Annotated in this window: 23 protein-coding genes; 10 read left to right on the forward strand and 13 right to left on the reverse strand. The window is 45.0% G+C overall.

Annotated elements, in window-relative coordinates; translation table 11 throughout:
* Positions 1–76: 76 nt before the first annotated feature.
* From AC59GT_RS02035 to AC59GT_RS02075, 9 genes are all read left to right on the forward strand, one after another.
* Positions 77–784 (forward strand): esterase family protein, encoded by a 708-nt coding sequence (locus tag AC59GT_RS02035; protein ID WP_497236092.1) that lies wholly within the window; start codon positions 77–79, stop codon positions 782–784.
* The gene (locus tag AC59GT_RS02040) at positions 784–1,296 is read left to right on the forward strand and encodes a hypothetical protein (RefSeq protein ID WP_497236093.1); all 513 of its coding nucleotides are present in this window, start codon (positions 784–786) and stop codon (positions 1,294–1,296) included. The genes AC59GT_RS02035 and AC59GT_RS02040 overlap by 1 nt, the downstream gene beginning before the upstream one ends.
* Before the next feature lie 24 nt (positions 1,297–1,320).
* Positions 1,321–2,421 carry an ATP-grasp domain-containing protein gene (locus AC59GT_RS02045; RefSeq protein ID WP_497236094.1) on the forward strand — a complete coding sequence of 367 codons (1,101 nt, stop codon included), beginning with the start codon at positions 1,321–1,323 and terminating at the stop codon, positions 2,419–2,421.
* Between the two features lie 24 nt (positions 2,422–2,445).
* On the forward strand, positions 2,446–3,543 hold the full coding sequence (locus tag AC59GT_RS02050; protein ID WP_497236095.1) for a carboxylate-amine ligase: 1,098 nt from the start codon (positions 2,446–2,448) through the stop codon (positions 3,541–3,543).
* A 39-nt stretch (positions 3,544–3,582) separates the two neighbouring features.
* Positions 3,583–4,419 carry a type 1 glutamine amidotransferase gene (locus AC59GT_RS02055; RefSeq protein WP_497236096.1) on the forward strand — a complete coding sequence of 279 codons (837 nt, stop codon included), beginning with the start codon at positions 3,583–3,585 and terminating at the stop codon, positions 4,417–4,419.
* Positions 4,420–4,476: 57 nt separating this feature from the next.
* Positions 4,477–5,670: a hypothetical protein gene (locus AC59GT_RS02060; protein ID WP_497236097.1), complete on the forward strand. Its 1,194-nt coding sequence runs from the start codon at positions 4,477–4,479 to the stop codon at positions 5,668–5,670.
* Between the two features lie 55 nt (positions 5,671–5,725).
* On the forward strand, positions 5,726–5,881 hold the full coding sequence (locus AC59GT_RS02065; protein ID WP_117384539.1) for a FeoB-associated Cys-rich membrane protein: 156 nt from the start codon (positions 5,726–5,728) through the stop codon (positions 5,879–5,881).
* A gap of 55 nt (positions 5,882–5,936) precedes the next feature.
* Positions 5,937–9,305 carry a trifunctional glycoside hydrolase family 18/polysaccharide deacetylase/glycosyltransferase family 2 protein gene (locus AC59GT_RS02070; RefSeq protein WP_497236098.1) on the forward strand — a complete coding sequence of 1,123 codons (3,369 nt, stop codon included), beginning with the start codon at positions 5,937–5,939 and terminating at the stop codon, positions 9,303–9,305.
* Positions 9,306–9,422: 117 nt separating this feature from the next.
* On the forward strand, positions 9,423–10,550 hold the full coding sequence (locus tag AC59GT_RS02075; RefSeq protein WP_497236099.1) for a lactonase family protein: 1,128 nt from the start codon (positions 9,423–9,425) through the stop codon (positions 10,548–10,550).
* 81 nt (positions 10,551–10,631) lie between these two features.
* Here AC59GT_RS02075 and AC59GT_RS02080 read toward each other — a convergent pair whose 3' ends face one another.
* From AC59GT_RS02080 to AC59GT_RS02140, 13 genes are all read right to left on the reverse strand, one after another.
* Complete coding sequence (locus AC59GT_RS02080) at positions 10,632–11,126, reverse strand: hypothetical protein (protein WP_117384689.1); 495 nt, start codon at positions 11,124–11,126, stop codon at positions 10,632–10,634.
* 60 nt (positions 11,127–11,186) lie between these two features.
* Positions 11,187–12,326 (reverse strand): N-acetyl-alpha-D-glucosaminyl L-malate synthase BshA, encoded by a 1,140-nt coding sequence (bshA, locus tag AC59GT_RS02085; RefSeq protein WP_497236100.1) that lies wholly within the window; start codon positions 12,324–12,326, stop codon positions 11,187–11,189.
* Between the two features lie 143 nt (positions 12,327–12,469).
* On the reverse strand, positions 12,470–12,880 hold the full coding sequence (locus AC59GT_RS02090) for a hypothetical protein (RefSeq protein ID WP_497236101.1): 411 nt from the start codon (positions 12,878–12,880) through the stop codon (positions 12,470–12,472).
* A gap of 100 nt (positions 12,881–12,980) precedes the next feature.
* Positions 12,981–13,199: a hypothetical protein gene (locus AC59GT_RS02095; RefSeq protein ID WP_497236102.1), complete on the reverse strand. Its 219-nt coding sequence runs from the start codon at positions 13,197–13,199 to the stop codon at positions 12,981–12,983.
* Between the two features lie 104 nt (positions 13,200–13,303).
* Complete coding sequence (locus AC59GT_RS02100; RefSeq protein ID WP_497236103.1) at positions 13,304–13,993, reverse strand: SIMPL domain-containing protein; 690 nt, start codon at positions 13,991–13,993, stop codon at positions 13,304–13,306.
* A gap of 307 nt (positions 13,994–14,300) precedes the next feature.
* Positions 14,301–14,516 carry a hypothetical protein gene (locus AC59GT_RS02105; RefSeq protein ID WP_497236104.1) on the reverse strand — a complete coding sequence of 72 codons (216 nt, stop codon included), beginning with the start codon at positions 14,514–14,516 and terminating at the stop codon, positions 14,301–14,303.
* Between the two features lie 145 nt (positions 14,517–14,661).
* Positions 14,662–15,420: a DUF4846 domain-containing protein gene (locus AC59GT_RS02110; protein WP_497236105.1), complete on the reverse strand. Its 759-nt coding sequence runs from the start codon at positions 15,418–15,420 to the stop codon at positions 14,662–14,664.
* Positions 15,417–16,136, reverse strand: a complete 720-nt coding sequence (locus AC59GT_RS02115) for a M23 family metallopeptidase (protein ID WP_497236106.1) — start codon at positions 16,134–16,136, stop codon at positions 15,417–15,419. Before AC59GT_RS02115 ends, AC59GT_RS02110 begins: the two co-directional genes overlap by 4 nt.
* Positions 16,137–16,288: 152 nt before the next feature.
* Positions 16,289–16,777 (reverse strand): isoprenylcysteine carboxyl methyltransferase family protein, encoded by a 489-nt coding sequence (locus AC59GT_RS02120; protein ID WP_497236107.1) that lies wholly within the window; start codon positions 16,775–16,777, stop codon positions 16,289–16,291.
* Between the two features lie 2 nt (positions 16,778–16,779).
* On the reverse strand, positions 16,780–17,838 hold the full coding sequence (locus tag AC59GT_RS02125) for a type III polyketide synthase (RefSeq protein WP_497236108.1): 1,059 nt from the start codon (positions 17,836–17,838) through the stop codon (positions 16,780–16,782).
* A 161-nt stretch (positions 17,839–17,999) separates the two neighbouring features.
* Positions 18,000–18,569, reverse strand: a complete 570-nt coding sequence (locus tag AC59GT_RS02130) for a pentapeptide repeat-containing protein (protein WP_497236109.1) — start codon at positions 18,567–18,569, stop codon at positions 18,000–18,002.
* A gap of 53 nt (positions 18,570–18,622) precedes the next feature.
* Entirely contained in the window at positions 18,623–22,027 is a 3,405-nt protein-coding gene (locus AC59GT_RS02135) for a methylmalonyl-CoA mutase family protein (protein ID WP_497236110.1), read from the reverse strand.
* Positions 22,028–22,128: 101 nt separating this feature from the next.
* On the reverse strand, positions 22,129–22,518 hold the full coding sequence (locus AC59GT_RS02140) for a DoxX family membrane protein (RefSeq protein ID WP_497236111.1): 390 nt from the start codon (positions 22,516–22,518) through the stop codon (positions 22,129–22,131).
* A 136-nt stretch (positions 22,519–22,654) separates the two neighbouring features.
* Here AC59GT_RS02140 and AC59GT_RS02145 point away from each other — a divergent pair, with 136 nt between their 5' ends.
* On the forward strand, positions 22,655–23,047 hold the full coding sequence (locus AC59GT_RS02145; protein ID WP_497236112.1) for a VOC family protein: 393 nt from the start codon (positions 22,655–22,657) through the stop codon (positions 23,045–23,047).
* Positions 23,048–23,069 lie beyond the last annotated feature (22 nt).

A 23,069-nucleotide genomic window follows, 5' to 3' on the forward strand; every position in this document is an offset into this window, starting at 1 on the left:
GTGAAGACACATTTATTTGGCATGATATTGACATTTACTCACTATCCTGCTATCTTACCATCTTAATAGAAATACTTTGACAGAGCAATATCACCGCTGGCATTCACCTAACTTGAATCTGGACATGGAAATGCTGGTATTTGGCGACCGGGGTTATCCCGTAATACTCTTTCCAACCACTAAGGGTCGCTTTCACCAGAATAAAGATCAGGGATTGATCGACAGCGTTGCCTGGTTTATTAACGAGGGGCTGGTGAAAATATATTGCCCCGATACCATTGATGACCGCAGCTGGTATGATAAAGGCATCCATCCGGCAGACCGCGCCCGCAATTACGCGTGGTATGATAAAATGCTTACCGATGAGCTGATCCCCTGGGCACAGCATGAAACGGGTGTTGGCAGAATAGGTGTAGCAGGATGCAGCTTTGGCGGTTATCACGCGGCCAACTTTGCCTTTAAGCATCCGGAAGAAGTGGCGCACCTGTTCACCATGGGTGGGGCATTTGACATTAAAATGTTTACGGACGGCTACCATGACGAGAACGTGTACTATAACAATCCGGTGGATTTTGTACCCGGAAGCAACAATGAGTGGTTGTGGCGCATGAATATCATTCTCGGAACGTCAGACTATGACATCTGCAAAGATTACAACATCAATATGTCAAACATTCTGCGCGAAAAGAACATTAATCATTGGTTGGACATCCGACCGTATGCTATGCACGACTGGCCAATCTGGAAGGAAATGTTCCCGCACTATTTATCAACCTTAAAGTAATGAAGTACCTGCTTTTCTATACGTTTTGCTTGTTACAGCAACCAGAAATACGCTGGATGAGGTCGACGGATATTGCTGCATCTCAATACAAAGTTGCTGACGAGGCTAAGGCGCAAACCTGGCTGGTGAATAGTATAAACCGTTACTTTAAGGCAGATGTAAGTGCTCACTATGAACGCAAGATATTTACGAAGCAGTACCTGGAATATAAAACAGACGCTATAAGCCGGGAGTATGATGGCCTTTCGGAGGCGCAGTTTTCAAAAAAGTGGAGCAATAGATACAATACAAAGCTTGCCAATACAGGCAGCATCATAATAGGTCAGCCGGATTGGGTAAAACCAAGGATCACCAGATGTTCATTAAAGAGTAAAAGCGGCAACGCTTTTCTGTTTAATGTTGTTATTGAAGATTCGGACACAGAAGAGAAATACATTCATCATAGAGATATTAAGGTAAGTCGGGCAGGAAATACATTTATGATTGCCGACGTTCTTGAATATGACAATTGACTAATTCGATAAACATATACCACCATGAAAAAAATAGGCATCTTATTTGGGCAAGAGAACTCTTTCCCACAGGCTTTTGTAGATAGAATCAACGAGAAGGCGGAGAAAAATATCTCGGCAGAGTTTGTTCGTATTGACAAAATGATACAGGGTGAGCCACTGGGCTACTCGGTTATTGTGGACCGTATTTCGCAGGATGTGCCTTTCTACAGGGCGTCGTTAAAGAACGCTGCAATAAGCGGTACTGCCGTTATTAACAACCCTTTTTGGTGGAGCGCCGATGAAAAGTTTTTTAATAACGCGCTTGCAGTTAAGTTGGGAGTGCCTGTACCTAAAACTGTGCTGTTGCCTTCAAAGGATCATCCCGATGGCACTACTGATCGCTCCTTTCGCAACCTGGCTTTTCCTTTAGATTGGGATGCTATATTTGATTATGTCGGATTTCCCGCTTACATGAAACCATTTGATGGTGGAGGCTGGCGCGACGTATACAAGATAAGCGATAAAGAAGATCTGTGGGAAAAATTCGCCCAAACCAAACAGTTGGTAATGCTGCTGCAGGAGGAGATCATATTTGATGACTATTTCCGCTGCTATTGCATAGGTGGTAAGCATGTACGTATTATGCAGTACGAACCGCGTAACCCGCACCATCTGCGTTACGAACACGGCAAAGCACCGGCCGAGAAAAAGATGCTGGATACAATTACCGACTATGTTCTAAAGTTGAACCAATATCTGGGATATGATTTTAACACGGTAGAATTTGCCGTACGTGACGGTATACCGTACGCGATTGATTTTTGTAACCCTGCACCGGATGCAGAAGTAACCAGCGTTGGTCAGGATAATTTTGAATGGGTGGTAGAAACCGCTGCCGATTATGCCATTGAGCGTGCAAAAACACAAAAAGACAACCAGGATAACCTTACGTGGGGAGAATTTGTAAGATCGGGCACGGCGGGTAAACCGCTGGTAGCTGTTGCTAAATCAAAGGCTTCTAAAATAAAGGATGTAACAGTAAGCACAGTAGACCACCCGATTGAAGAAGAACCAAAGTTAAGGCCTAAGAAAGCAAAAGCGGCCGCTGAGCCGAAAGCTAAAAAGCCTGCAGCAAAGAAATAAATGCAACCTAACCACTAACCAATTATGAACGAGTTCACCCTAGGTGTTGAAGAAGAATTCATGGTGATAGACCCTGTAACAAGGGAGTTAAAGTCGCACGAGCAAAAGATTGTTGACAGCGCGCAAAAGATACATGAAGACCAGGTAAAAGCCGAAATGCACCAGGCTGTGGTTGAGGTGGGCACCCACATTTGCCGCAATACAGCAGAAGCACGTGCAGAGGTGACAAAGCTTAGGGGTACTGTGGCGCAGCTTGCAGGAGATATTGGGTTGCGTATAGGTGCTGCTGGTACGCACCCCTTCTCGCACTGGCAGCATCAGTTGATAACAGATCACCCAAGGTATTTTGAAATAGTAGATGAGTTGCAGGAAGCCGCCCGATCGAACCTCATCTTCGGCTTGCATGTGCATGTTGGTATACAGTCGCGCGATATGGCTATACACATAGCCAACCAGGCGAGGTATTTCCTGCCGCATGTCTATGCGCTGTCAACTAACTCGCCTTTTTGGGAGGGCAGAAACACCGGTTATAAATCATTCCGCACAAAGGTTTTTGACAAGTTTCCGCGCACCGGCATACCTGATTACTTTGCCAGTATTGAAGATTACGACAACTACATAAAGCTGCTGGTAAAAACCAATTGTATAGATAATGCGAAAAAGATATGGTGGGACCTGCGCGTGCATCCGTTCTTTGAGACTATTGAATTCCGCATTTGCGACTGCCCTATGCTGGTGGACGAAACGATGGTTTTTGTAGCGTTGTTCCAGGCAATTTGCGCCAAGCTGTATAAGCTTCGTCAGCAAAATATGAAGTTTATTACCTATAACCGTGCGCTAATTAACGAGAACAAGTGGCGTGCTGCCCGGTATGGTATAGACGGCAAGATGATTGACTTTGGCAAGGAGCTTGAAGTAAACACCCGTGCACTGATACTGGAACTGCTGGATTTTATAGACGATGTAGTTGATGACCTGGGTTGTAGGGAAGACCTGCAATACATACACAAAATTTTAGAGCATGGTACAGGCGCCGACAGGCAACTGGCCGTTTACAATCAAAATAATAACTTTGCAGATGTAGTGGATTACATTACATCGCAAACTTTAAAAGGAGTATAGCCTGGGCATTTGCCTGATGGAAAATACTGAGATAGATAGATGAACACAGATAAACCGGAAATAAGGGTTGCGATACTTGACTTGTACGATGGTATTGCAAACGAGGGGATGCGTGGTTTCCGTAATATACTGGAGCGCTATAAGGCAGAGCATGGCCTTAATTTAACCTACGAAGTATTTGATGTACGCCGCAAAGCACAGGTGCCGGGCGTGAACTTCGATGCTTACATTTCCAGTGGCGGGCCAGGTAGCCCTTTGGAAAGTGAAGGCAGCGAATGGGAGAAGAAGTACTTTCGTTTAATTGATAAACTTGAAGATCATAACTTGGGTAACAGGACGGATAAGAAGCACGTTTTCTTTGTTTGTCACTCTTTCCAGCTGATGTGCCGTAAGTACAAGCTCGGCGAAATAAACATGCGAAAGTCGCCGTCTTTCGGGATATTGCCTGTACACTTTACGCCCGGGGCACAGCATGAGCAGGTATTTGAAGGATTGCCAGACCCGTTCTACACGGTAGACTCGCGCAGTTGGCAGGTAATCAACTCTGATCGTAAACGTTTCGATGATTTGGGTATGGAGCTGTTGGCACTGGAAAAAGAACGCCCGTATGTAGACCTTCCGCGTGCTATGATGGCTATACGCTTTACGCCAGAGTTTTTTGCCACGCAGTTTCACCCGGAAGCAGATCCTGTTGGCATCAAAAGCATGCTGTTGCGTGAAGACAAAAAAGACGAGGTGATAAACGAGCATTGCGAAGCCAAGTATAAAGAGATGCTGGAGCGATTGGATGACCCTGATAAAATTGCACTTACCCAAAAAACAATCATTCCGAACTTTTTGAATGAAGCGATACTGGGAGTAGAAAGAGTAGTTTAAAGCCGCGCTGTACTATTATTCAGCATCATTAATTGGATTTTATAAATAGCTACCATTATGAACCCATTGCTGAGAAAAGCTTTTAATGAGAACTTTACCGAAGATAAGTACGCTGAGTTCCTTTTGTCTCTTAATGCAGTCTTGCAAAAACCTATTGAGTTTCGCATTGCCGAGTCTCCGGTGTTTCTCACTGATGACTTTCGTGATAAGCTGATCCAGGCAGGAGAGGAGATCATAGATACCATATTGCAGCCGGGGTTTAAAGAACTTACCGAAAGGGCTATTCCTGAGAAGTGGAAGGTGGCCAATGAGACCGGGCACCCGCACTTTATAGCATTGGATTTTGGCATTTGTAAAGACGAAGCGGGGAATGTTGTTCCTAAGCTGATTGAATTGCAGGGCTTTCCATCACTATATGGCTTCCAGGTGCACCTTGCAGAAAACTACAGGCACACCTTTAACATTCATGGTAATCAAACTATCTTTTTCAACGGGTTAGACAAGGCATCATACCTGCAGCTGTTAAAAGAGACCATCCTGGGCCCTTACAGCCCGGACGAGGTGGTGCTAATGGACGTGAATGCCCCTAATCAAAAAACTGCTGTTGATTTTTATATCACGCAGAAATACCTGGGTACGCCAGTGGTATCGCTTGAAGAACTGATACAAGAAGGCCATCAGCTTTTTTATATGATGGGTGAGGAGAAAAAACGCATTCGCCGCATCTACAATAGGTTGATATTCGACGAAATAGATAACGATCCTAAAATTTTCAATAAAGCGCCGGATATCCGGCAGCCGCTTGATGTTGAATGGATAACCCATCCTAACTGGTTCTACCGCATAAGTAAATTTACAATGCCCTTCTTAAAAGGTGCATATGTGCCAAAAACACAGTTCCTGCACGAGGTAAAAGAAGTGCCCGAAGATTTGCAGAACTACGTGCTTAAACCGCTGTTCAGCTTTGCAGGGCAGGGTGTCATCATAGACATTATGGATGGCGACATCGAAAAGATCACTGACCCGGAAAACTGGATACTGCAGGAGAAGGTTAGCTATGAGCCGGTGGTGGAGTCGCCTGATGGTGGAGTTAAGGTTGAAGTTCGCCTGCTTTACCTATGGCCTGATAATGACGAAAAGCCTACTCTCGCCATCAACCTGGCGCGTTTAAGCCGCGGCAAGATGATAGGTGTGCGTTATAACAAAGATTTTGATTGGGTAGGCGGCACAACTGCATTCATGCATAAATAATAGTATACTTTTTTAACGCTAGTTGCGTATATATAAAAGTATTAATTTTGTACCGATGAATATACAGGCCATCATTATAGTAGTATTATTTGCAGCAGCTGTATTTTACGTTGGCCGTATGGTTTACAAGCAGCTGTTTACCAAAAAAAGCTGTGGCAGCAACTGTAAATGTGGCGTCGATTTTTCAAACGTTCAGCCGCACAAGCAATAATATATTAGTGCATTGTTTTTGTCTTTGCAGTACCCTATCGTTATAAGAAGTTTTCATGTCCAATAAACAGGTCTTTCAGGCTGATCATCCCGGCAGGTGGAACCGCTTTAAATGGATCAGCCGGTTCTTTATTGTTGTAATTATTGTTGGTGGCATAGCTGCGGCCATAACTATTACTTCTACCGAGTATCCGCTGCTCCCCAATCTCGACCCTGCCCCCAAAAAAATTTCTAAAGAGGACCTCGATGCACTAAAAAAATCTAAGCGCTATAAAGATTTTAAAGTCGAGAAAGCTGTTATAGAAGAACTGGCGCGTGCACGCCGGCACCATCAGCTTAAGCACCCAAATAATGCAAATCGCCTAAACGTAGCTTTTTACCGGCCTTGGGAGCCGCAGGCTTATAATTCGCTGCAGCAATACCTCAAACATCTGGACATGGTAGTTACGGAGGGCTTCGGCTTTAGTCAGCATGCTGATACTTTAAAAACTCAGCTGGATACCGGCCTTATCAACCTTAATAAGCGTTGGAAGAAGCAGGTGTTGGTTACGTTATCCAATTATGATAACGTTAAGGGTGGTTACGACGTAGATGAAGTAGAGCATATTTTTGGCAGTAAACCGTTGCGGACTGCTTTTATAGATAGCCTGGTAAGTAAACTTAAGCACTACAAGTTTAACGGGATAAACGTAGACCTTGACGATGTAAAAGATCGTAATGGAAAGAACTATATAGCTTTCCAAAAGGAGTTATATGCCACTATGCACGCTAATGGCCTGCTTGTTACACAAAATGTCGTGCCGGAAGATGAAGCATATGATCTTAAACGCTTGCAGCACGTAAACGATTACCTGTTTGTGATGGCAATAGACCAGCATTATGATGGTAGTAACGCCGGGGAGGTGAGCAACCAGCATTGGGTGGAAGAAATACTCGACGAAGTTTGTAATCAAATACCTAGTGAAAAAGTAATACTAACTTTTGCCGGAGGTGGTTATGACTGGCCTGAAAACAGCATTGGCGTATCAGCAGGCTATCAACAAGCAATTAGTACAGCGCACGAGAAGAAAAAAACCGTCGTGTTTGATCCGGTATCGGCCAACCTGCACTTTAGCTACCTGGGTAACGATGGGTTTGACCATACTATTTATTTTGCCGACGCGGCAACAAACTTTAACATCATCCGCATGGCGGATGATTGGGCCACCGGCGGTGTAGCGCTTTGGAGGCTTGGTGCCGAAGACCCACGCTTATGGACGTTCTTCCAAAAGAACCTTTCTATTGACTCGTTGAAAAAGACCGGGGTAGACATACGGCACCTGACAACCGTTGGCTTAAATGATAAGATAGATTATGCAGGGGAAGGCGGAGAGGTGCTCGACTTAATAACAGTGCCGCGTGCGGGAGAGATACGCGTGAAGATGGATCCCAACAATTTTGTAATTACCGGTCAGGATTATATTAAGCTCCCTACTAAGTATGTTATACGCCGGTACGGGCAAAAAAGAGGGAAAGTTGTACTGACTTTTGATGACGGCCCCGACCCGGAATTTACACCGCGTATATTGGACATCCTTAAAAAGGAAAAGGTGCCAGCGTCGTTTTTCGTGGTGGGCTCAATGGCCGAGAAAAATATACCGCTCCTTAAACGAATCTATGACGAAGGGTACGAAATAGGTAACCACACCTTCTTCCACCCGGATATATCTACAATCAGCCTGGATAGGGTGATCCTGGAGTTGAATGCCACCCGCAAACTGATCGAGTCTGTTACCGGGCGCAGTACCATACTATTTCGTCCGCCATTTAACGCAGATGCCGAGCCGCAAACACTAGCAGAGGTAATACCCGTAGCTGAAAGCCGCAAGCAAAGCTATATTACCATTGGCGAGTCCATAGATCCGTGGGATTGGCAGCCCGGCGTTACTGCAGATAGTATTGTTGCGCGTACTATAAGGCAGAGGGATAATGGATCGATGATATTGCTGCATGATGCAGGTGGCGATACCCGTGAGGAGACGGTAAAAGCGCTGCCGGAGATCATCCACTACTTCAAAAGTCATGGTTACCAATTTACGACCATTGCAGATGTGTTGGACAAGACGAAGGATGATCTGATGCCGCCACCAACATCTGATGATAAAACTTTTTGGGGCAGATTTTATGACGTAGTAATTGTTGGGTTTTTCCTGGGTAACAAGTTTATTTTCTACCTGTTCCTATCTGCAATATTCCTTGCTATCGGTCGAATAGTTCTTATTGGGATACTTGCGGTAAGGCAGTTTTTTGAAGATAAAAAGCAAACGCCGGAACCCGGAAAACTGCCACCCGTAAGTATTATCGTCCCTGCTTACAACGAGGAGGTTACCGCTACTGCTACCATTGAGAGCCTTCTTAAGCTGGAGTACCCTAATTTTGAGATCATATTTGTAGACGACGGCTCCAAGGACAGTACTTACCAGGTAGTAAAAGATGCGTATGCCGATCACCCTTTAGTAAAAGTACTTACCAAACCAAACGGCGGAAAAGCATCGGCGCTTAACTTTGGCATATCACATGCCCAGAGTGATTTTGTGGTTTGTATTGATGCCGATACTCAACTGCGAAGTGATGCCATTTACCAACTGATGATCTATTTTACCGATGAGGAAATAGGTGCCGTTGCTGGTACGGTAAAAGTGGCTAATGAAACAAACATTATTACCCGCTGGCAGTCTATAGAGTATATTACCGCGCAGAACATGGATCGTCGCGCGTTTGACTTAATTAATAGCATTACGGTTGTGCCGGGTGCAATAGGGGCGTTTCGTAAATCTGCCATCTTCAGGGCTGGTGGTTTTACCTATGATACTTTGGCGGAGGATTGCGATTTAACTATGCGTATTCTTAAACAAGGCTATATTGTAAGAAACAGTGCAGAGGCAGTGGCCTATACCGAAGCTCCGGAAACGATACATATGCTGCTAAAACAACGCTTCCGTTGGAGCTTTGGCGTAATGCAAAGTTTTTGGAAGAACAAGGATGCGCTGTTCAACAAAAAGTATAACTTTTTTGGGATGGTAGGCATGCCAAACATTCTCATCTTCCAGATCATTCTTCCGCTGTTCTCGCCACTGGCCGACCTGATGATGATATTTGGACTACTGGGTGATAAACCGTGGAAGATACTTACTTATTACCTGGTGTTTGTATTGGTAGATATGCTGGTAGCCGTTGTTGCCTTCAAAATGGAAAAAGAGAGCTATAAAAAGCTGATTTACATTATACCGCAGCGTTTCTTGTGGAGGCAGCTTATGTACTACATCCTGTTTAAATCTATCCGCAAGGCGCTCAAAGGCGAACTTAGCAGTTGGGGTGTATTAAAACGTACTGGTAACGTAACCATATCCAAGCAGGCACTGGTAGGCGATGAGCCGCCTGAGTAATCGGGCTAATAGCTGTCTTATATAAGTTAAACCATTCTAAGAAAGCGGCGTTATTCAATTAATTGCCGCTTTTTTATTGATTTTGTTAACTTGCAATCAATAAACCCGGAAAGAATAATGAAGAGATTATTATTGATAGTAGCACTACTATCGCCTGTTATTGTATTAGCACAAAAAACAATGCCCAAAACTTTTGATCTTGTAGTTGGAGCTTACACAAAAGGCAGCAGCAAAGGCATAGCTGTTTATCGCTTTTATGCCGAGACGGGCCGTGTTGCATACCTAAGCCAGATTGATGGCGTAAGCAACCCCTCGTACCTGTGCATATCCAGCAACAACAAATTTGTATACGCCGTGAATGAAAACGATGAGGGAGAGGTGAGTGCTTTTTCATTCGAACCAAAAACGGGAGCGTTGAAGTTTATTAATAAAGTATCTACTTTAGGCGGTGCGCCATGTTATGTATCTATCGATAAAGCTAAAAAGAGTTTGTTCGTGGCTAACTACAGCGGTGGTAACATTGCAGTACTGCCGCTAAATGCAGATGGTTCGATTGCCCCGGCTGTACAAACCATCCGCGACCCGGGACATGGCCCCAATGCCGCCCGCCAGGAAAAAGCGCATGTACACACCGCCGTTTTATCCCCAGACGAAAAGTATGTTTTTTACACAGACCTTGGCACCGACAAAATTAATGTTACGAAGTACAAAGCAAAGAAAGATAATCCGCTTACTCCCGCAAAACCGGCATTTTACAGCATAGCACCTGGTGGCGGCCCAAGGCATATCGATTTTTCTGCAGACAAAAAGCATCTTTACCTGATACAGGAAATGGGCAGCGCTGTAACTGTTTTTGACTATGATAATGGTAAGCTTACTCAAAAACAAACTGTAACGCTTTTACCTGACGGGTTTACCGGTTCTACAGGTGCGGCAGATATCCACGTTTCTCCGGATGGGCGTTTTCTATACGCTTCAAACCGTGGTGATGCAAATGATATTACCGTTTTCTCCATTAACCAGGAGAATGGAGAACTTACGTTTATTGACCGTAAGCCAAGTGGCGGTAAAGGCCCGCGGAATTTTGTTATTGACCCAACCGGCAGCTTCCTGCTGGTCGCTCATCAAAACAGCGACAATGTATTTGTTTACAGGATAGACAAGAACACGGGCAAGCTGATGCAGGCTGTATCCAGATTGGATATTGGCAGTCCCGTTTGCCTTAAGTTTGCTCCTGCGCAGTAACCGTTACAATTCTGTAAAAACAAGAAAGCCCTTATCAAAACTGATAAGGGCTTTCTTGTGAACGCAAGTTCTTAAAGTATTTTATTGCTTTGTAAAGGTGTAAACAACGTAGCCGGTACCGCTGCCCACCGCAACTGGTGAAGTTAAGGTCATGCCGGTATCGCTTACAGAAGAGATATTTAAACGGTATCCTTCAGCTACGTTCTTAGCTTTATCACCTTCATAAAGCTTCTTAAATTGAAACTGTGTGCCGGTGCTGCCACCGTTGTAAACAGACCAGAAGATAGTTTGTGACTGCCCATTAGTTAGGGTATATAATCCGTTGCCGCTATTAGTAAGTTTCCAGGTACTGCCAATGAATGCTGCTGGTGCTGCCTGATCAAACACGTTTTGTACAGCGTTTGGAACTAAGCCATCATAACTTACATTCGTCAACGTCCATGTGCCAACAAATTTACCACGGGATACACTGGCAGATGTTGAACCATCGGCAGTAGTACTCTTGGTGCTGGAACATGCAGTAAATACCAAAGCTATAGCTAAAATGGCAAGGGACGAGGATAATATCTTTTTCATGATTGTTGTATGTTTTTGTTCTGCTATTAACATACTTCATGCCAAAAGGTTGCAAACTATTTACGCCTGCTGTTTGCTAAGCGCGATAATCTCCTCGTAGTAGCTCTCATAAATCGGCATTATATTGCTTAATTCAAACGTTTTTGCACGGGCCAGCGCATTTTCTTTGAATTGTGCTAAACGGGCATCGTTCTCTAAAATGTAAATCGCCTTTTCAGCCATTCCCTGTACGTCACCAATATCTTTCAGGAAACCGGTAACGCCATCTACGTTCAATTCTGGAAGACCGCCCGTATTCGTGCTTATTACCGGCACTTTGCAAGCCATAGCTTCAAGTGCTGCTAAACCAAAACTTTCCGATTTAGATGGCATCAGGAAGAGGTCAGCAACAGATAGTATCTCTTCGATAGCGTCCTGTTTACCCAAAAACCTTACGTGCTCATTAATGCCTAGATCGCGGCTAAGCTGTTCGCATAACGAGCGTTCGCCGCCATCACCAACCATCAATAGCTTAGAAGGAATGGTTTTTACCACCTCGGCAAATATCTTCACTACATCCTCGGTGCGTTTTACCTTACGGAAGTTAGAAGTATGCACCAGCACACGTTCTCCGTTTGGTGCAATGGCTTTCTTAAAGTGATCCTTGGGCTTAAGACTAAATCTATTCATGTCGATGAAGTTAGGGATCACTTTAATGTCCTTTTCTATATCGAAATACTTGTAAGTATCGTCTCGTAGATGCGCGGAAACCGCAGTTACACCGTCAGATTTATTAATAGAGAATGTTACAACAGGTTTGTATGTGCGATCTTGCCCTACAAGGGTGATATCCGTGCCGTGCAGCGTTGTTATTACGGGAATAGTGATACCATAGGTAAGTAGGATCTGCTTGGCCATAAACGCTGCAGACGCGTGTGGGATGGCATAATGTACATGTAGTACATCCAGTTGTTCAAAGCGTACTACATCAACCAGTCGGCTGGCTAATGCAAGCTCATAAGGCGGAAAGTCAAACAGCGGATAATTACTTACGGCAACTTCGTGGTAGAACAGGTTCTCTGAAAAGAGATCGAGACGCGCAGGCTGATTATAAGTGACAAAATGAACCTGGTGACCCCTGTCGGCAAGGGCCTTACCTAACTCCGTGGCTACTACCCCGCTACCGCCAAATGTGGGGTAACATACAATTCCGATCTTCATTTGTGCTGATACGATTTAAGCTGAAATTGATCTTTTGCGAAACACTGCGCAATTGATTAACAGCGTGCAAGTTTAACAGCATTTTATGATAAATGTGTTAGCGCTTTGTAAAGATTATGTGGGGGAAAGGAACGCAGCATTAACTATGCTATACCGGCAACCCAGTTCACAATAGAAGCGTCCAATATGTTATTTATAGCATCCAGTGCAGCCTTGCTTTTCGATACCCGTTCAACATCTTTTTTATAAAAGAAATGGTTAACGCCAAGTACCTTTAACAAACCATCTATTTGGGTGTGCTCGTGACTTTTGTAGCAGCAGATTTTTATGTTACGGTAAAACGGATTTGAGCTAAGTCGCCGCAGCACATTCTCCAGGTTAGCGCCCATATGATCATGATCAAAAAGGATTACGTCGGGCTTAAATTCGTAAATAGAAGGGAAGATTGTACCGGGAGCAGAGACCTGCCGCACGGTATTGTAACCGGATAATTGCTTTTCGGGAAATGCTTTTGGTGCAACCAATAGCACTCTTTTAGAACGCGTACGGATCATGCTCAAATCAATTAAGGTATTGTAAAGGTAAAAGGTACTTTTTACAATGTCAAGCCTGATTTTCAGTTAGTAATATAGCTGATTAGCCGGCACCACGTGTCTAATGCTGAGGTGTAGCGTGACCGGTTGGGTTTACATTGCCTTTACTGGTTGAGTCTTTACGGCTGGAGTCTTGTGCTGCATGACTGGTATCGGGTTTGGGGCCTGAATTTAAAGAATCGTTACCGCTGCCAAGCGTTGCATTATTCCTTTTAGGGTCACAGGCAGCAAAGGTTAAAGCTATTAGGGTAGATATTGCAAGTGCTTTCAGAGTCTTCATGGTATTAATTTAAAGTTCATAATATTAACCCATGTATTTAAATCTTGTTTTTAAAAATAAAAAGCAGGACTAATAGCCCTGCTTTTTATTTTATTTAGGTGTTGTTACTTGATTTCGAACACAGCGTTTATCTGAAAGCTAAGTTTTATTTTTTTAAAGTCTACGTCTGATTGAGGTGCTGCTGCATCGGCCATTGATGCTTTGGCCATGTACATCACGTTGCGCGGACTAGGAAAACTGCTGTTATCGTTCTCTACAATGTTCAGTGCACTGCCAAGTTTATCGCCTAAGCCGTTTACCAGGAATGCAGCTTTATCACGTGCCGCAAGCAATGCTTTGAGTTTCAGGTCATTTTTTACTGCGTTGATTTTAGAATAATCGTAACTGTCAATATTGGTATACTGGATGCCCTTTGCATCAACCTTGCTTAAAATCTGGTCGAATTTGTTCAGGTCGCGGAACTTAATGCCATAAGTTTTGCTGGATAAAAAGTCGGGATTCTTCTTTTTTTCAGTAGTGTAATTCCATGAAGATAAGCTGTTTATGGTGAAATCTTCTTTTGCTATACCAGCTTCAGCAACTGCTTTTTCCAGCTGATTTTCAAGTTGTGATATGGTTACTTTCTTCTTGCCATCCAGGTACTCTTTAAGTGAGATGGAAACATTAATGATGTCTGGAGTAACCTCCTGCTCGGCTATGCCGGTAACTTCTATTTTACGGCGCAGATCTACCGTTTGGGCAAATGTTGTTGCGGTTGATGCGATGAGCGCGGCTAGTACAATTAACTTTTTCATGTGAGTGTCTTTAATTACTTTGTAGATGAGTTTACGCTCTCAAGGTTTAATTTGTAACAGCGGTAAACAAATTTACATGTAAACTCTAACAGCCACTAAGTGTTTTCAGACACTTAATATTGCCCTTTTCGGTATGTTGCTTGTAAGTTAAGCCTGGTTGTATAATGGCAGACAAAAACCTGCAAAAACCACATTTCTGGGCAGCAAAAAACCACAACAAAGCTGTTGAAAAAGAAATAAGCTGAAATTTGCACGTTTTTAGCATAGGCCCTTCATTTGAAGGCAAAGTTGTACCTATGAACAGTAGCTAAGCACGTCTTTCATTGTAGTTGGCACTTTCACGGTTGGGACGTGACTCATAATGCGGAGTAGTATTTGGTACTTGCTGTTTGGTGTTCCTCAGTTCGGCCCGGCGATTGCGCATAAGGCGCTGGCGGCGGCGTTTCAGTACGTAGCGCGAACTCCAATGATCGAACGTGCCGGTGATGGCTAATATGGCACCGACTACGAAGCAGGCGATCATAAGAATGATGAATATATGGAGCGCGTTTGACAGCAGATCTTTCATAGTAAATTATTAAGTGTATAGCCTATGGCAATAGCCATGCCTATTTTCCCTCTTAAAACTTCTCTTTGTTTTAATTTACTTTTCCGCTTACCGCAATACGCTAAAACCTGCGTAGATATTTCGCCGCTATCAGCTCACCATAAGGCACATCTGCCGTTTCTGATAAACTGAACCATGGCGAACCATTTTGCAATACTTGTATGTTTTGTGCGGGCATAAAACTTTGTGCCAGTAAAAACCTCTTTTGATGCGATGCATTCTCTGCAACATCAACCACAATAAAGCAGTGCCCGGGCGAGCCGCCGCGGATGAAGATATCACCGGGCTGCAACGCTGCAGTATTCTGAACCGGTTTTAGTTCCTTCTCCAGGGATATAGTGCCGGCGTAGCTAAATACCAGTGTCATATACCGCATAAAGCTGGCGTGACTGTAATCCTTGTTTGCTTTTTTTACCCAACGCTCGCTGCTGTACCGGTAACCATCAGCATAATGTACAAAATCGCATCTAAAGCCGCTGGTAAAATTAAAGGCGATGGCCTTATAGTCAGCCTGTTTGTACAGGTATTCAGCACGCAGGCGCATTACAGCGTCTGCGCATTGCTGCAGGTCCTGGTTGCCAATGCTTAAGTCTACAACCGCCGCGGTGTAAGCGTCGGTACGTGCTACTGCACCCTTGTAGGTTTTAGTTTGGGTACCCGCAGGTTTCAGCGGTAACGATTGCAGGTAAGCGCCAAAACTACCCGCAGGAGCTGCAACCCTGTGGTAACCTGCAGGTGCGTTAAAACGCGTGCTTACTGTATCAGCAGGTTTGAAAGTTGCATTAATCAGCAGCAGGAGTGTTATAAACAGGTATCTCATTTAGTTGTAGCTTTTTTAAGTTGAGCATAAGGATTAAAGGGCTCGGGTATATCATCGACCAATTTAAAGGCCGAAAAATGCAGGTGCGTAGGCGAGCGTTTTTTGTAAGCGTTAAAACCTGTGCGACCCACCTCTGCTATTTTCTGCCCCTGTTGAACATTATCACCGGGTTTAACAAATATTTGGCGGTTGTGGGCATAGTAGGTAAAGAAACCTCCAGGATGGTATATCCAAATGTACCGGCCACCGCGCATATTGCCCTGTGCATCCCACTGGTTGGTACATGCAACAACAATTCCCGCTTTAATTGATAATACGTTTACCGGTTTAAGCGTGCGGTCGTCCATACAGTCCTGATTTTTATCGCTGATAAAAATATCGTGGGCAGGATGGGCGCCATGCTTATTGCCATCAAGGTACCTGAAGCCTTTGTCGGAGTAGCCGTTGCCGTTTATGCCGCCTATTGACTTGTAGCTGTAGCCTTCAAGCGGAAACGTCCATGTGTTATTATTTGTTGTGACATTGTTAAGAGCCGTTTGCTTTGCTAGGAAAGCTTTAAACTCAGCAAACCTTTTTTGAGCTTCTGCTTTGGTCACCTTGCCTTTTAGTACCTGGTTATTAAATGTGTTGAATTTGTCATAGACAGTACTATCGGCCTGTGCGAACACTGCATTGCAAATAAATAAAGCAATAATACAGGCAACTAGTTTTTTCATAGATAGATAAGGTAAGATAGGTAAAAAGCCGAATATGCATATTATCATCAGCAAGTTATCCGAAATTACTGCTATAACCCATCAAGGGCATCTCTACCAGTAAATAAGAAAGGCATTCTGTAATTCTAAAATTCTGTAAATTCTGATTCAGACTACTCTGCCCAAACCCGCTCTTCTTCCCTTATCCGCACTGTAAGCATAACAGCGTTCAGGAGGGTGAAGATTATAGCGGTGAGATATAGGCCGAAAACCATTGGAATAACGATGATCTCGCAGATAACAATAAAGTAATTGGGGTGCTTAAAGTACTTATACGGTCCTTTACGGATGAATACTGAATTGGGTATACGAAGGATTTTGGTGTTCCAGTATTTGCCAAGTGAGGATAAAGCCCAAACTTTTAGCGAGATAAGGAGCAGGAATAAGACAATGAAGACGATGCTGAAAGTACCGCCCCAGCTAAAGTATTCCACAATCATGGAGATAATAAAGCACGTATGCAGCGCAACAATAAAAGGGTAATGGCCTTGCCCGTATTCCACTGCGCCCTGGCCGCGAGCCCAGGCTTCGTTACGTTTCGCAACGACCAGTTCCAGCAGGCGCTGGGCTATTACAAAAACAATAAAGATGATAAAAGCCATATCTAATTGTTCTTCATTTCCAGTAATACCATTTCGCTGCTAAAGCCGGGCCCCATAGCCAGCATCAGGCCATAACCATCCTCAAAACCATCTGTTATAAATTTATCCAGCACGTACAAAACAGTAACGCTGCTCATATTGCCGTTTTCGTTCATCACCTGGCGGGTGTTCTTCAAAAAGTCGCCTTCTGCCTGCAAAGTGTCCTCATAAGCGTCAAGTACCTTTTTACCGCCGGGGTGAAAAATAAAGTTCTTAATATCCTTTAGCTCCAGGTTTTGTTTGGTTAAGAACGCGTCTATATCTCCCCGAATGTTCTGGTGAATAAATGTAGGAATATCTTTACTGAAAAGTACCTTAAAGCCGGTGTCTTTAAAGTCCCAGCCCATTACTTCAAGTGAGTCGTAATACAGCTTACTGCTGGACGCTACGGGTTTTACGCCTGTATTGTTGGTGTGATTGTCGCCTTTAAGAATAACAGCTGCAACCCCATCGCTAAATAAGCTGCTACCGATAAAGTTGCTCTTGCTGTAGTCATTCTTGATCAGCGTGAGCGAACACAGCTCCACCGCTACCAGCAGCACTATCGCATCCGGATTGGCTTTAGCCAGTGTATTGGCTTTGGCCATGCCGCTTACCCCACCGCCACAACCGAGGCCCCAAACCGGTATACGGTTGATGTGCGGATCCAGCCTCATTTTATTGATAATGAGTGCATCTATACTTGGGGTCGCTAAGCCGGTGGTCGAAACAAAAACCAGGTCGGTAATTTCCTCTTTGTTAATGCCCGCTTTTGCAACGCATTCCTCAATTGCCTTAATACTGTACTCCAAAGCATTGCTGATATAGTCGTCATTACGCTGCTCAAAGGTGTTCGGTTCTGCGTAGTAGCTTATGGGCTTGCAGAAGTTACGGGTGACAATCTCCGTATTGTCGAAGGCCGGCATCAGCCTGTCTACCTGCGGAAAATTTGGCGCGAACAAAGCCCGTGCCTGCGCTTTAACTTCAGCCTGTGGTACTTTATAAGGGAGGGCAATACCCGATACGGATGCAATAAATGGCATAAACTGGATTAATGGCAGTATAACCTGCGTTAGAAACTATAATACGGTAACAGCTTAAATTGTTTGTGATTGCCAGGTGTTGGTCACCAATAATTTACACAGCTACAATGCCTTAATTACGCATTAATGAAGCAGACGGTTGCCGGTAACCAATTAAAACATCAGCCGGTTATCCGCAAACCGTATTTTTCTAACAGCCCGGGCAGCCCGTGGACAGAAAAGCGCGCGTTCTTAATTGCGTTATCATCCGGGTCGATGGTGAAGTTGTAGGACGTACGCAGGTCGGCGTTCCTGAGGATGGTTTGGCTGAACGCTGCGCGATGAAGGTCGCAGTTGATAAACTTAGCGTCTGTAAGGTCAGTATCCGAAAAGTCGGCTTCACGCAGTGAGCAGTCCGTAAAGCTGGCTTTTTTATTCTTCTTTCGGTGAAAAACAGCATGATCCAGCACACATCCTTCAAAATTAACAGCAAACAGGAAATCCAGGCTTTTACTAAAACTTACCTCATTTAACCTGCAGTTTTTAAATACCGCGTTCTGCAGGCCTGAATTCCCAAGATCAGCTTGTGTCAGGTCGCAATCTTCAAACACGCAATCGATGAAGATGAAACCGTTCAGGTAAGCTTTTGGCCATAAGCAGGCTTTAAAAGTGCAGTTCTCGTAAGTGCCCGTCGCTTTAAGGTCTGCTAAGGCCAGGCTGGTAAAGGTTTTATCTTCGATGGTGTTTGCCATGTGGCGAAGATAAGGATGAAGCGTTAATCCAGATGTTGAGCTTTTTAAAAAAGCTACATATTCCTCCGGTACTGCCCGCCTACCTCATACAAGGCCTGGCTTATTTGGCCAAGGCTACAATACTTGCATACTTCCATCAGTTCGGCAAATATGTTTTCGCCTGCAATCGCTATTTGCTGTAAACGCTTTAGCAATTCGCCCGCTTTGGCTGCATTCCGCTGCTGAAAAGCTTCCAGGTTTTTAATCTGCGCCTGCTTTTCTTCTTCGGTAGCGCGGATCACTTCGGCAGGGATGATAGTAGGTGAGCCTTTTTGATTTAGAAATGTATTTACGCCCACTATAGGGTACTCGCCTGTATGCTTAAGGGTTTCGTAATAGAGCGATTCCTCCTGTATTTTGCTGCGCTGGTACATGGTCTCCATAGCACCAAGCACGCCGCCACGGTCGTTAATGGCTTTAAATTCTGTAAGTACAGCCTGCTCTACCAGATCGGTTAGTTCCTCTATGATGAACGATCCCTGGATGGGGTTTTCATTTTTAGCAAGGCCCAATTCCCTATTGATGATGAGCTGTATGGCCATTGCCCTTCGTACCGACTCTTTGGTAGGAGTGGTAATCGCCTCATCATAAGCATTGGTATGCAGCGAGTTGCAATTATCGTAAATAGCATAGAGCGCTTGCAAGGTGGTGCGGATGTCGTTAAAGTCAATCTCTTGCGCGTGCAGCGAGCGTCCGCTGGTTTGAATATGGTACTTGAGCTTTTGAGAGCGCTCGTTCCCTTTGTATTTGTTTTTAATCGCTTTAGCCCAAATGCGACGTGCCACCCGGCCGATCACTGAATACTCCGGGTCGATACCATTGCTGAAGAAGAACGATAGGTTTGGCGCGAAATCATCTATGCGCATACCTCGGCTTAAGTAGTACTCCACATAAGTAAAGCCATTGCTTAAAGTGAATGCCAGTTGTGTTATGGGGTTGGCCCCTGCTTCGGCAATGTGGTACCCGGAGATAGACACCGAATAGAAGTTGCGTATTTTATTGCGGATGAAGTATTGCTGCATATCGCCCATCATCCGTAAGGCAAATTCTGTCGAGAATATGCAGGTGTTTTGTGCCTGGTCTTCTTTAAGGATATCTGCCTGCACGGTACCCCGTACTTTTGAGATAGCGGATCCCTTAATTTTTTCATATAATTCGGCAGGCAGCACCTGGTCGCCGGTAATGCCAAGCAGCATTAAGCCAAGGCCATTGTTGGCACCTTGTAATCCTCCTGCTGAACCGGCAGTTTTAACGAAGGTTTCTTCAAAGTTGGCGTAAGCAGGCCGTCGCTTGCCCTTATCATCGTACTGTTCTTTTAATTTAGCCTCAACCAAATGCTCCAGTTTGTTCTTGCGGATGTACAGCTCGCACTGCTGGTCAATAGCGGCGTTCATGAAAAAGCCCAGCAGCATAGGTGCAGGCCCGTTTATGGTCATGCTTACCGATGTGGAGGGATTACAAAGATCAAACCCGGAATAAAGTTTCTTAGCATCGTCCAACGTGGCAATACTCACACCCGAATTGCCGATTTTGCCATATATATCAGGCCGGATGTGCGGGTCCTCGCCGTAAAGGGTTACCGAGTCAAACGCGGTAGACAAGCGCTGCGCCGGCTGGCCCATAGATACATAGTGGAATCGTTTGTTGGTCCGCTCAGGCCCGCCTTCGCCGGCAAACATTCGCGTAGGGTCTTCACCCTCCTGCTTAAGCGGGAAAACGCCTGCCGCAAACGGGAACTCGCCGGGCACGTTTTCGGTAAGCAGCCAGCGCAGCACATCGCCCCATGCCTCGTACCTGGGCAGGGCAATCTTGGGTATCTGTAATCCTGCTAGTGAAGTATACTTCAGCGACTGCCTGAACTCCTTGTCGCGCACTTTATATACAAATTCATCGCCTTTGTAGCGGGCAACTTTATCAGGCCACTCCTTTAACAAACGTTTACAATCCGGATGCAGATGGCTGTCCAGGTGGGTGTAAGCATCTTGTAGAGATACTCCAGTGGGATTTCCTTCCTTAGAAAAGTCTGGCGTATGCTTTTCTAATATCTCCAGGGTGCCTTTTACCTGGAACATTTGCTGGGCTATACGGCATTGCTCGTTCACCCACTCTGTATATGCAGCGTTGCTTTCCGCTATCTCGGCCAGGTAACGTACCCGGTCAGGCGGAATGATGTATATCTTTTCAGAGTCCCCTTCACCGGCTGATATTGTAGAATTCTCTTTGGTTAAACTAACGCCGGTTTTCTCCTGTACCTTCCGCATGATGGCGGCAAAGAGGGTGTTCATGCCCGGATCATTAAATTGCGAAGCCATGGTGCCGTATACAGGCAAGTCTTCGTCTCTGGCATCAAACAGCTGGTGGTTGCGTTTGTACTGCTTGCGAACGTCTCTAAGCGCGTCTAATGCGCCACGCTTATCAAACTTGTTAAGTGCCACCAAGTCGGCAAAGTCCAGCATGTCTATTTTTTCCAACTGGGTAGCCGCGCCGAACTCAGGCGTCATCACGTAAAGCGAAACATCGCAGTAATCAGTGATCATCGTGTCCGACTGCCCAATGCCCGAGGTCTCCACGATCACCATATCGTAACCTGCCTGTTTGCATATGTCTATCGCTTCTTGTACATGCTTGCTCAACGCCAGGTTTGCCTGCCTGGTAGCCAGCGAACGCATGTATACCCTTGAGCTATTAATGGCGTTCATCCTGATGCGGTCGCCTAGGAGGGCTCCGCCGGTCTTGCGTTTACTGGGGTCTACAGAAATAATAGCAAGTGTTTTATCAGTTTGCATCAGGTACCTGCGCACAAACTCATCTACCAGCGATGACTTTCCCGAACCGCCTGTGCCGGTAATGCCCAACACGGGCGGACTGAGTGTAGTACTGTGAGTAGTGGCTGGTTGTGTATTGCCCAGTTCCGCTGCAGTTATGCTGCGCGCGATAGCAACAACATCATTCACTTGCTCCTGATCTGAAAGGGTTGGAGTGAGGTAATCACATTCCTGCATCATGTGGTTAATCATACCCTGCAGGCCCATGTGGCGGCCGTCATCCGGCGTATAAATACGGGTAATGCCATAACTGTGCAGTTCCTGTATCTCGTCAGGCAGGAACACACCACCACCACCGCCAAAAATTTTTATGTGTGCTGCCCCACGCTCGTTCAGCAGGTCGCGCATGTATTTAAAGTATTCTAAATGGCCGCCCTGGTAACTGGTAAGCGCAATGCCTTGTACATCTTCCTGCATGGCGCAGGTAACCACCTCTTCCACGCTGCGGTTATGCCCAAGGTGTATCACCTCAGCACCGGTGCTTTGCAGTATGCGGCGCATAATGTTAATGGTAGCATCATGCCCGTCGAACAATGCGGCGGCGGTAACAAAACGTATTTTATGCGTGGGGTTATATGGTAGAATACTTTCCATGCAGGGCTATTGGTTAGGGGTGCAAATCTAAATAAATAAACTATGCATGCATAGTTATTGTTCGTGGTGAAAGGCTTATAATTTACGAGTTGTGGCTGCTGTTACTCTGCTTTAACCACAAACATGCTCTTATAGTATTTCCACCAGCCCATGCCTAAAAGCAGATTGGGTACTATCAGGAAAACGCCCATCAGCCAGCCTTCAGGTGCAAGCAGGGTATGGAACAGCAGTACGTTAAGGCTTATTGGGAAAAGCACCACAGCAGCTATCGGCGCGTACCGGTTGATGAGCAGGCTTAGGCCGCCAAGCACCTGAATAGTTTTCTGCATGGGGTAAAAGTAACCGGCTGCCATTAACCCTGCTTTAAATATACCTGCATTGCCCGGGTGCAAAGGAGGTTGGTACGGGATGAAGTGCAGAAAATAATCCAACCCGAACACGAGGTACAAAAAGCCCAGTAGCAGGCGCGAGATGAGTATGGTGAGTTTCACGAAATGCTTCTTTCTGTAAAGGTGAAAAATTACCGCATCGATTACTGCATTAACAAGCAAATTTTTACAACTGCGGTAATATGAAAGCTTGGATGTGTATATCAAGAAAATATTTCCTAATCTAGCTTAATATAACATGAAGCAATCCATTATCCATATTTCTCTTATAGTTAGAGACTACGACGAGGCAATAAGCTTCTATGTGAACAAACTGAACTTTACCTTAGTGGAGGATACGCAGCTTAACAGTTTTAAGCGATGGGTGCTTGTTCAGCCGAAAGGTAGTGCAGGCTGTTGCCTGCTGCTGGCGAAAGCGACTAATGATCAGCAATTGGCCGCTGTTGGTAATCAAAGCGGTGGAAGGGTGTTCATGTTTCTGGAAACAGATGACTTTGATCGTGATTATAACAACATGCTGGCCAATAACATCACCTTTGTGCGGGAACCAGTAGTTGAAAGCTACGGAACAGTCGCGGTTTTCCAAGATTTGTATGGAAATCTATGGGACTTAATTCAGCGATCAGCATAACAATTTACAGGAGCGTAAATTA

The organism is Mucilaginibacter sp. 320_HR (assembly GCF_059691875.1).